General features: G+C 70.4%; 12 protein-coding genes and 1 tRNA gene. 9 read left to right on the forward strand and 4 right to left on the reverse strand.

Annotated elements, in window-relative coordinates; translation table 11 throughout:
• Window positions 1-2: 2 nt before the first annotated feature.
• From DZA62_RS01445 to DZA62_RS01460, 4 genes are all read right to left on the reverse strand, one after another.
• Complete coding sequence (locus DZA62_RS01445) at window positions 3-1,028, reverse strand: adenosine deaminase (protein WP_116946998.1); 1,026 nt, start codon at window positions 1,026-1,028, stop codon at window positions 3-5.
• A gap of 10 nt (window positions 1,029-1,038) precedes the next feature.
• A complete protein-coding gene (locus tag DZA62_RS01450) occupies window positions 1,039-2,256 on the reverse strand; it encodes a pyridoxal phosphate-dependent aminotransferase (RefSeq protein WP_198663310.1) in 1,218 nt (405 codons plus the stop codon).
• Window positions 2,257-2,317: 61 nt separating this feature from the next.
• Entirely contained in the window at window positions 2,318-2,947 is a 630-nt protein-coding gene (locus tag DZA62_RS01455) for a hypothetical protein (RefSeq protein WP_116947000.1), read from the reverse strand.
• Between the two features lie 45 nt (window positions 2,948-2,992).
• Complete coding sequence (locus tag DZA62_RS01460; protein WP_116947001.1) at window positions 2,993-3,460, reverse strand: hypothetical protein; 468 nt, start codon at window positions 3,458-3,460, stop codon at window positions 2,993-2,995.
• Between the two features lie 2,087 nt (window positions 3,461-5,547).
• Between DZA62_RS01460 and DZA62_RS01470 the strand changes: the two genes are divergently transcribed.
• The 9 genes from DZA62_RS01470 (at window position 5,548) to rpoB (ending at window position 15,378) form a co-directional block, all read left to right on the forward strand.
• Window positions 5,548-5,620 (forward strand) — tRNA-Trp (locus DZA62_RS01470).
• A gap of 78 nt (window positions 5,621-5,698) precedes the next feature.
• On the forward strand, window positions 5,699-5,947 hold the full coding sequence (gene secE / locus DZA62_RS01475; protein WP_116947003.1) for a preprotein translocase subunit SecE: 249 nt from the start codon (window positions 5,699-5,701) through the stop codon (window positions 5,945-5,947).
• 43 nt (window positions 5,948-5,990) lie between these two features.
• Window positions 5,991-6,758 (forward strand): transcription termination/antitermination protein NusG, encoded by a 768-nt coding sequence (nusG, locus tag DZA62_RS01480; protein ID WP_232827211.1) that lies wholly within the window; start codon window positions 5,991-5,993, stop codon window positions 6,756-6,758.
• 65 nt (window positions 6,759-6,823) lie between these two features.
• Window positions 6,824-7,255: a 50S ribosomal protein L11 gene (gene rplK / locus DZA62_RS01485; protein ID WP_116947005.1), complete on the forward strand. Its 432-nt coding sequence runs from the start codon at window positions 6,824-6,826 to the stop codon at window positions 7,253-7,255.
• An 86-nt stretch (window positions 7,256-7,341) separates the two neighbouring features.
• The gene (gene rplA / locus DZA62_RS01490) at window positions 7,342-8,052 is read left to right on the forward strand and encodes a 50S ribosomal protein L1 (RefSeq protein WP_116947006.1); all 711 of its coding nucleotides are present in this window, start codon (window positions 7,342-7,344) and stop codon (window positions 8,050-8,052) included.
• Between the two features lie 119 nt (window positions 8,053-8,171).
• Window positions 8,172-9,917: an alpha/beta hydrolase gene (locus tag DZA62_RS01495; protein WP_116947007.1), complete on the forward strand. Its 1,746-nt coding sequence runs from the start codon at window positions 8,172-8,174 to the stop codon at window positions 9,915-9,917.
• Between the two features lie 234 nt (window positions 9,918-10,151).
• Window positions 10,152-10,814, forward strand: coding sequence for a 50S ribosomal protein L10 (gene rplJ / locus DZA62_RS01500; protein ID WP_116947008.1), 663 nt, complete (start codon window positions 10,152-10,154; stop codon window positions 10,812-10,814).
• 78 nt (window positions 10,815-10,892) lie between these two features.
• The gene (gene rplL, locus DZA62_RS01505; RefSeq protein WP_116947009.1) at window positions 10,893-11,282 is read left to right on the forward strand and encodes a 50S ribosomal protein L7/L12; all 390 of its coding nucleotides are present in this window, start codon (window positions 10,893-10,895) and stop codon (window positions 11,280-11,282) included.
• A gap of 628 nt (window positions 11,283-11,910) precedes the next feature.
• Window positions 11,911-15,378: a DNA-directed RNA polymerase subunit beta gene (gene rpoB, locus DZA62_RS01510; RefSeq protein ID WP_232827212.1), complete on the forward strand. Its 3,468-nt coding sequence runs from the start codon at window positions 11,911-11,913 to the stop codon at window positions 15,376-15,378.
• Window positions 15,379-15,396: the final 18 nt, after the last annotated feature.

Here is a 15,396-nt window from a genome sequence, read left to right on the forward strand (position 1 = left end):
CGTCAGGACGACAGCCAGGCCTCGACGCCCTCGAGCAGCACCTTGCGGACGTCGGACGGCGCCGTCGAGCCCTCGATGGAGTCGCGGGCCAGCTGGGCCAGCTCGGCGTCGGAGAAGCCGTGCACGTGCCGGGCGGTCTCGTACTGGTCCAGCAGCCGCGACCCGAACAGCAGCGGGTCGTCGGCGCCCAGCGCGATGCGGGCGCCGGCCTCGGCCAGCGGCCGCAGCGGCACGTCCTCGGGCGTGGCGTAGACACCGAGGCTGACGTTGGACGCCGGGCAGACCTCCAGCGTGATGCGCTCCTCGACGACGCGCTCGACCAGCGCCGGATCCTCGGCCGAGCGGATGCCGTGCCCCAGCCGGTCGGCGTGCAGGTCGTCGAGGCAGGCGCGGGCGCTGTCCGGGCCGCGCAGCTCGCCGCCGTGCGGTGCGGAGATCAGGTCGGCCCGGCCGGCGATGGTGAACGCCGGCGCGAACTCCGCGATGACGCCGCGCCGCTCGTCGTTGGAGAGCCCGAACCCGACCACCCCGCGGCCGGCGTACTGGACGGCCAGCCGGGCCAGCGTGCGGGCATCGAGCGGGTGGCGGGTCCGGTTCGCCGCGACGACTACGGCGATGCCCACCCCCGTCGACTCCGACGCGGCCCGCGCGGCATCCAGGACGAGGTCGGTGAAGGCCGTGATGCCGCCGAACCGGCCGCCGTAGCCGGACGGGTCGACCTGGATCTCCAGCCAGCCCGAGCCCTCGGCGGCCTCGTCCTGCGCCGCCTCGGTGACCAACCGGCGCACGTCGGACTCCGTCTGCAGCACCGACCGCGCGAGGTCGTACAGCCGCTGGAACCGGAACCAGCCCTTCTCGTCGGCCGCCGACAGCAGCGGCGGCCAGTCCTCGCGCAGCGAGTCGGGCAGCCGCACGCCGTACTCGTCGGCGAGGTCGAGCAGCGTCGAGTGCCGCATGGAGCCGGTGAAGTGCAGGTGCAGGTGCGCCTTGGGCAGGGCCCGCAGGTCGCGAGGAGCCGGTGCGGTCACGCGAGGCGGCTCAGCCGAGCAGCCGCTGGATCCGGCCGACGCCCTCGGCGAGGTCGTCGTCGCCCAGGGCGTACGACAGCCGCAGGTATCCGCTCGGGCCGAACGCCTCGCCCGGCACGACCGCGACCTCGGCCTCTTCGAGGATCAGCTCGGCGAGCTCGGCGCTGGTCTTCGGCGTGTGCCCGGCGAAGGTGCGGCCCAGCACGTCTTTCACCGACGGGTACGCGTAGAACGCGCCCTCGGGCTCAGGGCAGAAGACGCCGTCGATCTCGTTGAGCATCGACACCATGGTGCGACGCCGGCGGTCGAACGCCTCGCGCATGCGGGCGACGGCCGACAGGTCGCCGGAGACGGCGGCCAGCGCGGCCCGCTGGGCGACGTTGGACACGTTGGACGTGGCGTGCGACTGCAGGTTGCCCGCCGCCTTGATGACGTCCTTGGGGCCGATCATCCAGCCGACCCGCCAGCCGGTCATGGCGTACGTCTTGGCCACGCCGTTGACGACGACGCAGGTGTCGGCGAGCTCGGGCACCTCGACCACGATGGACGAGAAGGTGGCCCGGCCGTAGACGAGGTGCTCGTAGATCTCGTCGGTGACGACCCACAGGCCGTGCTCGTGCGCCCACCGGCCGATCTCGCGGACCGCCTCGGGGGAGTACACGGCACCGGTCGGGTTCGACGGCGACACGAACAGCAGCACCTTCGTGCGCGGCGTGCGGGCCGCCTCGAGCTGCTCGACGCTGACGCGGTAGCCGGTGGTCTCGTCGGCGAGCACCTCGACCGGGACGCCGCCGGCCAGCGCGATGGACTCGGGGTACGTGGTCCAGTACGGCGTCGGCATGAGGACCTCGTCGCCCGGGTCGAGGAGCGCCGCGAAGGTCTCGTAGACGGCCTGCTTGCCGCCGTTGGTGATGAGCACCTGGCTCGGCTCGACCTGGTAACCGGAGTCGCGCAGCGTCTTCGCCGCGACGGCCTCCTTCAGCTCCGGCAGGCCGCCGGCCGGGGTGTAGCGGTGGTTGCGGGGGTCGTGGCATGCCTCGACGGCGGCCTCGACGATGTAGTCGGGGGTCGGGAAGTCGGGCTCGCCGGCCCCGAACCCGATGACCGGGCGGCCCGCCGCCTTGAGCGCCTTCGCCTTGGCATCAACCGCGAGCGTGGCCGACTCGGCGATGGCGGCGATGCGGGCAGAGACACGGGGGCGGGCGCCGGCGGGCGCAGGCGAGGTCATGCGGTCCATCCTGGCACTACCTCGCTGCGCCGCGCCAAGGGGTTGCGCCGATTGGACGGCGTCAGCGCCGCTTGCCGCTCACCGCGGCGTAGTAGGCACTCGATTCCGGCCGGTACAGCAGGTAGAGGATGTAGGCGGCCAGCGCGATCGTCAGCGCGTTGATGATCAGGTTGAGGCCGCCGCCACCGCTCAGCGAGAAGAGCGTGAACAGGATGTTCAGGCCACCGAGCACGGTGGCCACGACGCGGGCCCAGGACTTGCCGGCCTTGTTGGCGTAGGCCATCCACAGCCAGAGCGCGGCGCCGAGGAGACCGACCACGACACCCACCCCGATGGTGAGGTTGGCGGCGGCGTCGACGTCGTCGGCGCTGAGGCTGCTGTCGCTGTCGGCGATGGCGTCGTGGATGGCGTCGCGGGCCAGGAACGTCAGCAGCACGCCGAGCACGGACAGGCCGGCGCCGACGTACATCAGGACGGCCGCACGGCGCAGCGTCTGAGGCGGCTCGGCCGGCGGCGCGGGGTCGCCCCAGGCGGAGGCACCCCCGTCGACCGGCCCGCTCCAGGCCGGCGGGCCGCTGGGCGGCGGAGTGGACGCCCATGGCTGCTCGGGCTGCCCGCTCTGACCCGACTGCGCGTACGGGTTCTCGTCCTCGCCCGGACCGGATCCCGGCGGAGGGGTGGTGCCACTCATGGTCGAATCTCCATCGTCTCGTCGGGTGCCGTTTGGCAACGCACCCTAGCTGGTCGGTGGGTGTGGACGCAGGAACCAGCGTCGTGAATCGGGGCGGTACAGCAGCCAGATCACCGCGACCGCGACCACCGCGACGAGCACGCTCACGACGTTGTAGGCGTCGAACCGTGCCGCGCCGGCGAGCGTCGCCGCGACGGCGGCCACGTAGAGCACGGCGAAGAACGTGGCGGCGCGCCGGGCCCGCCGGCTGCCGTGGGCGCAGTATCGGGCCACCAGCAGCCAGACCGCGGCGACGACGAACAGGTACGCGACGTACGAGCCGCGGGCGCTGGTGCCGGACGAGGTGTCGAGGGCGTCCTCGTAGGCCTCGGGGTCGATCAGCCGCAGCAGGCCGAGCAGCGCGGTCAGGGCGGCGCCGGCGTACATGAGCCGCACCGCGAGGACGACGTCGCGAGGCGCCCGCAGCGCCTCGGCGCTGCCGGCGCTCGTGGGCGGGTCCGCCGTACCGCTCATGCCGCACTCCGTCCGGTCGCGGGCCTCTGTTACGACACTAGAGACCCGCGACCGGCGGCGCCAGCGATCAGCGACCCCGCGGCGGCACGGCCGGGCAGCGGCGCAGGTCCAGCTCCACGCTCTTGCCCGCGCGCGACCGTCACCTCCTGGCTGTGCACGACCTGCCCGGAGCGGCCGGCCCTGGAGACCGTCCAGCGCTCCAGCAGGTGCGGCGAGTGATTCTGGCCGGGTCGCGGCGACGGCCGGACGTGCCACTCGAACCGGCCGTCGGCGGGCACGGTGAGGGTGGACGAGAGCGCGACCTCGGACGGTACGACGACGGTGCCGACGCCTGGCCGCGTGACCGGCGACGAATCGACGTCGACGTCTCGGCCTGATCCATGGGTCGATCGCATCTGGGCGCTTGCCGCGGTGGGTGGCGACGGTCGACGCGTTGCCGGGGGTTGGTGTCGGTGTCGGTGTCGGTGCCGGTGCCGGTGCCGGTGTGGCGGGGCTCGGTTGCTTCGCGTCGGAGGTGCGACGGTTCGCCGTTCGTGGCGTTGGCCCGGTGTTCGTGCCGTTCGCCGTCCCCCTGCTGCCCATTTTCTCAGCCGCGCAACCGCGCCTCAAGCGGACTGACGGGCGCTCCGCGCCGGCGAGACCGCTTGACCCACGATTCCGCGGCCAAGAACTGGCAGCTATCAGGGGGACGGGGCGAGTCTGGGCACACCTCAATGTCGGCAGCCGACGCCACGGTCGTTCGCGGACGTGGACCTGCCCATCGGCGGCCGTCACCTCCACCCCACCGGTGACGTGGGGCTGTGGACTGCCATGATCATCAACGATCGCTTACATCACTAGGCGTTCTCCCGCTCTGCGAGGCGTGCATGCCTGGTGGAGTGGGAGAACGCCTAGTGAAGTCGGTGTGAACCGGTGTTCACGGGCGGTTTGGTGGCGCCGGGGCGGCTGAGTGCTGTCTCTCGATCACCGTTCTCACCATGGCCGACGGCGATGTCGACGGGGCCGGACCAACGCCCGGCAGTCGCCAGACCGACGGCGGGCACGGCCGGGTCAAACGGTGGGAGCGGCCGGGGTCGACGGCGGGTGCGGCCGGATGAACGGCTGGCGGTGGCCGGTTCGACGGCGGCCGGGTGAACAGCCGGCAGCGTCAGATCGTCGGCGGGTGCGGCCGGATGAACGGCTGGCGGTGGCCGGTTCGACGGCGGCCGGGTGAACAGCCGGCAGCGTCAGATCGTCGGCGGGCGCGGCCGGATGAACGGCTGGCGGTGGCCGGTTCGACGGCGGCCGGGTGAACAGCCGGCAGCGTCAGATCGTCGGCGGGTGCGGCCGGATCACCGGCCGACCCTGGATCCCTGGACCACGGCTGCGACCTTGAGGTGTGTCCAGACTCGCCCCGTCCCCCTGATAGCTGCCAGTTCTGAGACCGCGCGGCCGCGGGTCAAGCGGTCATCGCCGGCGCGAAGCGCCCGTCAGTCCGCTTGAGGCGCGGGTGCGCGGCTAAGAAAATGGGCAGCAGGGGGACGGCGAACGGCACGCACTCGATACACGGCGGACCCCGCCAACCAGGGCCGGAGCCGACCAGCACGCCCGGCCAACCGGGCGGCCTGGCCATCCAAGTACATCGACACACCATCGGACCGGCCGACAACGGCGGCCCGAAGTCGGCGACGGTGGCCCGAGTCGGCGAACTGAGCGAGCCGGGGCGGACCGAGCGAGCCGGGCAGGCTGAGTGACCGACGACGGTGGCCCGAATCGGCGAACGGACTGAGCCGCACGGACCGAGTAGACCGGCCCGACGCCCGACGCCCGACGCCCGACGCCCGACGCCCGACGCCCGACGCCCGACGCCCGACGCCCGACGCCCGGGTCGGGTGCGGGAGCCGGATCTTTCGGCGCGGGAAGTCGACGGCCGAGGAACCGCCCGCGAGTTGATCTCGTTGTCACCTTCGTGACGGTGAAGCGGCCTCCCGGCAGCGAGTTCGACCAGGACGCCCCTCACCCCGTACACTCTCACTCTTGGGTGGTCGTCGGACCCCCAGCCGAAGCGTGCCCTCACAACTTTGGCTGGGACTGCCGCGTCCATTCGAAGGGCAGTAGCTCAATTGGTAGAGCACCGGTCTCCAAAACCGGCGGTTGGGGGTTCAAGTCCCTCCTGCCCTGCGAGGTCGCCACACCCAGCGGCCTGATCGACGACGGAGTCCGGCCCAGGGCGACGTTCCAGAGTCAGCGAGGTAGCACGTGACGGAGACCAGCGGCAAGACCGCTACACCCGAGCGTCCGCGTTCGCCCCGGCGCCGCGGTCCGTTCGCCCGGCTGTCGCTCTGGACCCGCCAGGTCGTGGCCGAGCTGCGCAAGGTCGTCTACCCGACCCGCAAGCAGCTGCTGACGTACACGGCGGTCGTGCTCGTCTTCGTGGCGATCATGATCACTGTCGTCTCGCTGCTCGATCTGGGCCTGGGCTGGGCGATGTTCGAGATCTTCGGCTGATCGATCCGTGGTCAGCCGCACCCAGGAGGAAGAAGCGCACACCGTGTCCGAGCACGAGTCGACCATCGAGGACGTCGAGACCGAGGAGTCGCCCACGGGCGAGGCCGGTCCGACTGAGGCTTCCGCCGAGGCGGAGCCCGCCGACGGGGAGTCCGCCGACGCGGAGTCCGCGGACGGGGAGTCCGCCGAGGACGACGACGCCGGCAGCGTCGAGTCCGAGGAGACGGACCCGCTGGCGGAGTTCCGCCGCGTGCTGCGCGCCAAGCCGGGCGAGTGGTTCGTCGTCCAGACCTACTCCGGCATGGAGAACCGGGTCCGGGCCAACCTCGAGAACCGCATCGGCAGCCTCAACATGGAGGACTTCATCTTCGAGATCGAGGTCCCGACCGAAGAGGTCGCCGAGATCAAGAACGGCCAGCGCCGTCTGGTGAAGCGCAACCGCTTCCCGGGCTACGTGCTGGTGCGCATGGACATGACCGACGAGTCGTGGTCCGCGGTCCGCAACACCCCGGCCGTCACCGGGTTCGTCGGGCACGCGCACCAGCCCATCCCGCTGGGCCTGGACGAGGTCGAGCGCTGGCTCGCCCCGCAGGTGGCCGAGCAGGCCAAGCCGGCCGAAGAGAAGAAGCAGGTCGAGGTCGTAGACTTCGAGGTCGGCGACTCCGTCATGGTCGTCGACGGGCCGTTCGCCACGCTGCACGCGACGATCAACGAGATCAACGCCGACTCCCAGAAGATCAAGGGACTGGTCGAGATCTTCGGCCGCGAGACCCCCGTCGAGCTCTCGTTCAACCAGATCCAGAAGCTCTGACGGTCCCCGCGCGTGCCGTCCGGCGCGCATGGGACAGCCTCACCATCACGACAAGGACCCGAGGAATGCCAGCGAAGAAGAAGGTCGCAGGCCTGATCAAGCTCCAGATCCAGGCCGGCCAGGCGACCCCCGCACCGCCGGTCGGCCCCGCGTTGGGCCAGCACGGCGTCAACATCATGGAGTTCTGCAAGGCGTACAACGCCGCCACCGAGTCGCAGCGCGGCAACGTGATCCCGGTGGAGATCACGGTCTACGAAGACCGCTCCTTCACCTTCATCACGAAGACGCCGCCGGCCGCCAGGCTGATCCTCAAGGCCGCCGGCATCGACAAGGGCTCCGGCGAGCCGCACCGCCTGAAGGTGGCGTCGATCAGCCGCGAGCAGCTGCGGGCCATCGCCGAGCAGAAGATGCCCGACCTCAACGCCAACGACATCGAGGCCGCCGAGAAGATCATCGCGGGCACCGCCCGTCAGATGGGCGTCACGGTCGCCGAGTGAACCGCCGGCCGGGCTGACCGGCCGGCCAGTGGGAGGGTCCAAGCGCTGGGCCCGCACCACGACTCCAGGAACCACGAGGAGAAGACATGAAGCGCAGCAAGTCCTACCGCGCCGCGGCCGAGAAGATCGACCGCGACCGCCTGTACAACCCCGCCGAGGCCGTCAAGCTGGCCCGCGAGACGTCGGCCACCAAGTACGACTCCACCGTCGAGGTCGCCCTGCGGCTGGGCGTCGACCCCCGCAAGGCGGACCAGATGGTCCGCGGCACCGTCAACCTCCCGCACGGCACCGGCAAGACCGCTCGGGTCCTGGTCTTCGCCGTCGGTCCGAAGGCTGAGGAGGCCAAGGCGGCGGGCGCCGACATCGTCGGCGGCGACGAGCTGGTCGAGGAGGTCCAGGGCGGCCGGCTCGACTTCGACGCCGTCGTCGCGACGCCCGACCTCATGGGCAAGGTCGGCCGGCTGGGCCGGGTGCTCGGCCCGCGTGGCCTGATGCCGAACCCCAAGACCGGCACCGTCACCATGGACGTCGAGAAGGCCGTCTCCGACATCAAGGGCGGCAAGATCGAGTTCCGGGTCGACCGGCACGCGAACCTCCACTTCATCATCGGCAAGACGTCGTTCACCGAGCAGGCGCTCGCCGAGAACTACGCCGCCGCGCTCGACGAGGTCAACCGCCTCAAGCCGTCGGCGTCGAAGGGCCGTTACATCCGCAAGGCGACGCTCGCCACGACCATGGGCCCGAGCATCCCGCTCGACCCCTCGAAGGTCCGGCCGACGGAGTCCGCCGACGCATGAGTTCCTACCGGTGAGCCGTTGCTGACGGCACACCACCCGCCGACCGCCGCGATCCACTCCGATGGCTCGCGGCGGTCGTGTTCTTCTGCCCGTGACACCAGTGTCGGGACGTGGTACCGGTGACGCAGCTGCTCGACCGGGGCGCGTCCGCGCGCCGAGGGCTGCCGTCGGTGCACCAGATCCCGGTGCTCGGCCGCTTCCTCACCTGGCTGCGCCCCGACTACGGCGGGCTGATCGGTGCCGTCTGCTTCTTCTGCTGGTCGCTGACGCCGACGCTGCTGCCGCGCACCTGGATCTACCAGGCGATGGTGAGCGGCCTGACGGCGACCATCGGCTACGCGCTCGGCGTGCTGATCGCCTGGGTCGTCCGGCTGGTCGTGCGCCGCGCCCGGCCGCTGCTGCTGGAGCCGTCGCGGCGGACCCGGCTGATCGCCTGGTGGGGCCTGGCCGGGACGGCGGCCGCGGCGATCGCGTGGTACCTCTCCGACAACGCCGCTTGGCAGACCGAGCTGCGCGCCCTGATGGACGTCGAGAGCCCGGGCCCCAACCACTACCTGCTGATCCTGCTGGTCGCCGGCGCCATCTTCGTCGTGTTCCTGGCGCTGGCCCGGCTGCTGCGCGGCGTGTCGCGGCGGCTGCGCAGGTTCTTCGGCCGCTGGGTGCCGCCGCAGGTCGCGCTGGTCGCGTCGGTGCTGTGCGTCGGCGGGGTGGCCTTCTGGTCGTGGACCGGCCTGCTCTACCCGACGCTGCTGGGCGTGGCCAACGACGCCTTCGCCGCGGTCAACATGGAGACCGAGGCCGGCAACAACGCGCCCGACTCCGCGACACACTCCGGCGGGCCCGGGTCGCTGGTGACGTGGGACTCGCTGGGCCGCAAGGGCCGTGAGTTCGTGTCGTCCGGGCCGACGGTCGACGAGCTGACGCAGTTCAGCGGCCGGCCCGCACTGGACCCCGTCCGTGCCTACGTCGGCATGGACTCCGCCGAGACGCCGGCCGGGCTGGCGTCGCTGGCCGTGCGCGAGCTGGAGCGCTCCGGCGGGTTCGACCGCCAGGTCCTGGTGGTGGTGACGACGACCGGCACGGGCTGGGTGGACGGCGCGGCCGCCGACGCGCTGGAGTACCTCTACAACGGCGACACCGCGATCGTCGCCCTGCAGTACTCCTACCTGCCGAGCTGGATCTCGTTCGTCGCCGACCAGGAGCAGGTGCAGATCGCCGGCCGCGCGCTGTTCGAGGCCGTGCAGGAGGCCTGGCTGGAGCGGCCGCCGTCGGAGCGGCCGAAGCTCATCGTCTACGGCGAGAGCCTCGGCGCGTTGGGCAGCGCCGCCGCGTTCGAGTCGCTGGGCGACCTGCGCGCGAAGGTCGACGGCGCGTTGTGGGTCGGCTCGCCCAGCCGGCACTCGCTGCGCGCCGAGCTGACCGAGCGGCGCGACCCGGGCTCGCCGGCCCGGCTGCCCGTCGTCGACGGCGGCCAGGACGTGAAGTTCTGGGGCGGTTGGCAGGAGCCGATGGACCTCGACTTCGACGACGATCCGCCCGTGCTGTTCCTGCAGCACGCCTCCGACCCGGTGACGCTGTGGTCGTGGGACCTGATGTTCGAGCGGCCGGAGTGGATCGACGAGGAGCACGGCCCGGACGTCCTGCCCACCCTCGACTGGTATCCGTTCGTCACGTTCTGGCAGGTCACCGCCGACATGGCGCTGTCCGCGACGGTGCCCGCCGGGCACGGGCACAACTACGGCGGCGAGCTGGTCGACGCCTGGCTCGCGGTCGTGCCGCCGGACGACTGGCCGGCCGGACGCACCGAGGAGCTGCGCGAGATGGTGCACTCCTTCCAGGACCAGAAGACCGGCCCGTTCGGCTGATTTGGCGTCGGCGCCCTGCTGCCCGTAAGATTGACGCTGCCAAAGACCGCCGGTCTCACGATCGCCCGCCGATCGTGACGAAGGCCCCGCAGTAATGTGGGCGGCCCGCGCAGGTGAGAGACGAACGTCGTGCCGTCGGCCTTGTCGCCGGTGCCCCTTCGCCCCGCGCCTGCGCCGGGGCGTTTTTCATGTCTGCGGGACTCCACCGGCACCACCATCTGGAGAAGGAGCCCCATGGCGAGGCCTGACAAGGCAGCCGCGGTCGCAGAGCTCGCGGACGAGTTCCGTGCCAGCAACGCGGTCGTGCTGACCGAGTACCGCGGCCTCACCGTCAAGCAGCTGACGGAACTGCGTCGGTCGCTCGGTGGGAACGCGTCCTACGCCGTGGTGAAGAACACGCTGACCAAGATCGCGGCGAAGGAAGCCGGGATCTCGGGGCTCGACGACTACCTGTCCGGCCCGTCGGCCATCGCCTTCGTCAAGGGCGACCCGGTCGAGGCCGCGAAGGGCCTGCGTGACTTCGCCAAGGCGAACCCCGTCCTCGTGGTGAAGGGTGGCCTGCTCGATGGGGCGCCGCTCACCGGTGAGGAGATCAACAAGCTCGCCGACCTCGAGTCGCGCGAGGTCCTGCTGGCCAAGCTGGCCGGTGCGATGAAGGCGTCGCTGCAGAACGCGGTGTCGCTGTTCGCCGCCCCGCTGGCGCAGACCGCTCGCGTCGTCGAGGCGCTGCGGCAGAAGGCCGAGGCAGACCCGAGCATCCTCGCCGGTGGCGCCGGCACGCCGGCCGCCGTCGAGACCCCCGCCGAGGAGGCGCCCGCTGCTGAGGCGGCCGCCGACGAGGCACCCGCCGCCGAGGCCGCCGACGCGACCGAGGCGACGGAGCAGAACGAGGGCTGAACGCCCGGGGGTCGTCCCACGGCCCCGAGCCCGTACGACAACCCGGCATTCAGCCGACCAGAGAAAGGAACCGCCACCATGGCGAAGCTCAACACCGAGGACCTCCTGGACGCCTTCAAGGAGATGACCCTCATCGAGCTCTCGGAGTTCGTGAAGAAGTTCGAGGAGACCTTCGAGGTCACCGCGGCCGCCCCGGTCGCCGTCGCCGCTCCGGGTGCCGCTGCCCCCGGCGCCGCTGCCCCGGCCGAGGAGGAGAAGGACGAGTTCGACGTCGTCCTCGAGTCGGCCGGCGACAAGAAGATCCAGGTCATCAAGGAGGTCCGCGCTCTGACCTCGCTCGGCCTCAAGGAGGCCAAGGACCTGGTCGAGGCCGCGCCGAAGCCGCTGCTCGAGAAGGTCAACAAGGAGGCCGCGGAGAAGGCCAAGGAGGCCCTCGAGGCCGCCGGCGCCACCGTCTCCGTCAAGTGAGTCTCTGACCCACTGACAGCAACGGGCCCGGTACCCCATCGCGGGGTGCCGGGCCCGTTCGCGTGGGCGGCATCGCGATTCTCGGCCGAGAGCCCGCCGCCGGTGGGTCGTCACCGCGGCGCCGCGATCGTCAGGCCCGCAGGCTGACCCCGCCCCGTGAGGGAGGGCCCCCACCCTACGGGTGGGCACCGACACTGCCGACGCCGTCCAGAACCTGGGAACCGACGCCACTCTGTTCGCCCACAGCGAAATTCTGCGGTCTCGCTCGAGTGGCCGTGAGCGGGTCGCGACGCCGCTCCGGCGGGCTAGTCGTGCGCGGCGCGCCACTGGATCGTACGTTCGGATGAGTCACCGATCGGCCGCTGAGCACGGCGAATGCGGCAATTCAGGTGCCAGTTCGACGATCGGGGGGTCTTCGGTGCTTGACGCGGGCGACCTCCTGACGAGATGCTGATCGGGCAGCGGGGTGGGGGATGCGAGACAGAAGGAAGCGCGGAGTGGCTGACCACTCGACAGCAGTGTGCCCTTTGGGTTAGACTGCAGCTTTGCGCTGCCCTTCGCCGATGCTGCCCGCTTGGGTTGAGGACTGCGCGTGCATTCCGACCGTGTGCCCTCGGAAGGACCCCTGTTGGCCGTCTCGCCCACCACCACTGCTGGCCCCAATGTCTCGCGTCGCATCTCCTTTGCCAAGATTCGCGAACCTCTCGACGTTCCGAACCTTCTCGCCCTTCAGATAGACAGCTTCGACTGGCTGCTCGGCAACGAGCGCTGGCAGGCGCGGGTCGCCGCCGCCGAGGCCGCGGGGCGCACCGACGTGAACACCACGTCGGGCCTGCAGGAGATCCTCAGCGAGATCAGCCCCATCGAGGACTTCTCGGCGACCATGTCGCTGTCGTTCTCGAATCCTCGCTTCGAGGACCCCAAGAACAGCATCGACGAGTGCAAGATGCGCGACTTCACGTACTCCGCGCCGCTGTTCGTCACCGCCGAGTTCATCAACAACGAGACCGGCGAGATCAAGTCCCAGACCGTGTTCATGGGCGACTTCCCGCTCATGACCCCGAAGGGGACGTTCATCGTCAACGGCACCGAGCGTGTCGTCGTGTCGCAGCTGGTGCGGTCGCCGGGCCTGTACTTCGAGCGGTCGCTCGACAAGACCTCGGACAAGGACATCTACACCGCCAAGGTCATCCCGTCGCGGGGTGCCTGGCTGGAGTTCGAGATCGACAAGCGCGACATGGTCGGCGTCCGGCTCGACCGCAAGCGCAAGCAGAACGTCACCGTGCTGCTCAAGGCCATGGGCTGGACCAACGAGCAGATCCTCGAGGAGTTCGGCGACTACGAGTCGATGCGCGCCACCCTGGAGAAGGACCACACCACCACCCAGGACGAGGCGCTGCTTGACATCTACCGGAAGATGCGTCCGGGCGAGCCGCCGACGCGCGAGGCCGCGCAGCAGCTGCTCGAGAACGCCTACTTCAACCCGAAGCGCTACGACCTCGCCCGGGTCGGCCGCTACAAGCTGGGCAAGAAGCTCGGCCTCGACCTCGCGCTCGACCAGAGCACGCTGACCATCGACGACATCATCGGCACGCTGCGCTACCTCGTGCGGCTGCACGCCAACGAGACCGAGATGCCCAGCGGCGACGTCACGGTGCCGGTCGAGGTCGACGACATCGACCACTTCGGCAACCGCCGCATCCGTACCGTCGGTGAGCTCATCCAGAACCAGGTCCGCACGGGTCTGTCCCGCATGGAGCGCGTCGTCCGCGAGCGCATGACCACGCAGGACGTCGAGGCCATCACGCCGCAGACGCTGATCAACATCCGTCCGGTCGTGGCCGCGATCAAGGAGTTCTTCGGGACCTCCCAGCTGTCGCAGTTCATGGACCAGACCAACCCGCTGGCCGGGCTGACGCACAAGCGCCGGCTCAACGCGCTGGGTCCGGGCGGTCTGTCCCGCGAGCGGGCCGGCATGGAGGTCCGCGACGTCCACCCGTCGCACTACGGCCGCATGTGTCCCATCGAGACCCCTGAGGGCCCGAACATCGGCCTCATCGGCTCGCTGGCCACCTACGGGCGCATCAACCCGTTCGGCTTCATCGAGACGCCGTACCGCCGCGTCATCGACGGTCAGGTCACCGACGACATCGAGTACCTGAGCGCCGACGAGGAGGACCGCCGGGTCATCGCGCAGGCCAACGCGCCGCTGACCGACGACAGCCGGTTCGCCGAGGACAAGGTGCTGGTCCGCAAGCGCGGTGGCGAGATCGAGACCGTCCCGGGCGAGCAGGTCGACTACATGGACGTGTCGCCGCGGCAGATGGTCTCCGTGGCCACCGCGATGATCCCGTTCCTCGAGCACGACGACGCCAACCGCGCGCTCATGGGTTCGAACATGCAGCGCCAGGCCGTGCCGCTGCTCCGCTCCGAGTCGCCGCTCGTCGGCACCGGCATGGAGTCGCACGCGGCCGAGGACGCCGGCGACGTCATCCTGGCCGAGAAGAGTGGTGTGGTCACCGAGCTCTCGGCCGACTACATCACCATCATGGCCGACGACGGCACCTACCAGACCTACCAGCTGGCCAAGTTCCGCCGCTCCAACGCCGGGTCGTGCATCAACCAGCGGCCGGTCGTCGACGAGGGGCAGCGCATCGAGGCCGGCCAGGTCATCGCCGACGGTCCGTCCACCGAGCTCGGTGAGATGGCGCTGGGCAAGAACCTGCTGGTCGCGTTCATGTCGTGGGAGGGCCACAACTACGAGGACGCCATCGTCATCTCGCAGCGGCTCATCCAGGACGACGTCCTCACCTCGATCAAGATCGAGGAGCACGAGGTCGACGCCCGCGACACCAAGCTGGGCCCCGAGGAGATCACGCGCGACATCCCGAACGTCTCCGACGAGGTCCTCGCCGATCTCGACGAGCGCGGCATCATCCGCATCGGCGCCGAGGTCACCAACGGCGACATCCTGGTCGGCAAGGTCACCCCGAAGGGCGAGACCGAGCTGACCCCGGAGGAGCGGCTGCTCCGCGCGATCTTCGGTGAGAAGGCGCGCGAGGTCCGCGACACCTCGCTGAAGGTGCCCCACGGCGAGTCCGGCAAGGTCATCGGCGTCCGGGTGTTCGACCGCGACGAGGGCGACGAGCTCCCGCCGGGTGTCAACCAGCTGGTCCGCGTCTACATCGCTCAGATGCGCAAGATCCAGGACGGCGACAAGCTCGCCGGCCGCCACGGCAACAAGGGCGTCATCGCCAAGATCCTCCCGGTCGAGGACATGCCGTTCCTCGAGGACGGCACCCCGGTCGACATGGTGCTGAACCCGCTGGGCGTCCCGAGCCGCATGAACCTCGGCCAGGTCATGGAGACCCACCTCGGGTGGGTGGCCAAGACCGGCTGGGAGGTCGAGGGCGACGACGAGGAGTGGAAGACGCGGCTGCGCGGCATCGGCGCCGCCGAGGCGCCGGCCGACACCAAGGTCGCCACCCCGGTCTTCGACGGCGCACGCGAGGACGAGATCGCCGGCCTGCTCGGGTCGACGCTCAAGACCCGCGACGGCGTCCGCCTCGTGGGCGGCGACGGCAAGGCGCACCTGTTCGACGGCCGGTCGGGTGAGCCGTTCCCGAAGCCGGTGGCGGTGGGCTACATGTACATCCTGAAGCTCAACCACCACGTCGACGACAAGATCCACGCTCGGTCGACCGGTCCGTACTCGATGGTCACGCAGCAGCCGCTGGGTGGCAAGGCGCAGTTCGGTGGTCAGCGTTTCGGCGAGATGGAGGTCTGGGCGCTCCAGGCCTACGGCGCCGCCTACGCGCTGCAGGAGCTGCTCACCATCAAGTCCGACGACGTCCCGGGCCGGGTCAAGGTCTACGAGGCCATCGTCAAGGGCGAGAACATCCCCGAGTCGGGTATCCCCGAGTCGTTCAAGGTGCTCTTCAAGGAGATGCAGGCGTTGTGCCTCAACGTCGAAGTGCTCTCCAGTGACGGGTCGCAGATCGAGATGCGGGAGACCGACGAGGACGTCTTCCGCGCGGCAGAAGAACTCGGAATCGACCTGTCCCGGCGCGAGCCGAGCAGCGTCGAAGAGGTCTGACGGTGGTGGGAGGCCGGT

The sequence above is a fragment of the Jiangella endophytica genome, assembly GCF_003427025.1.
Taxonomy (GTDB): domain Bacteria; phylum Actinomycetota; class Actinomycetes; order Jiangellales; family Jiangellaceae; genus Jiangella; species Jiangella endophytica.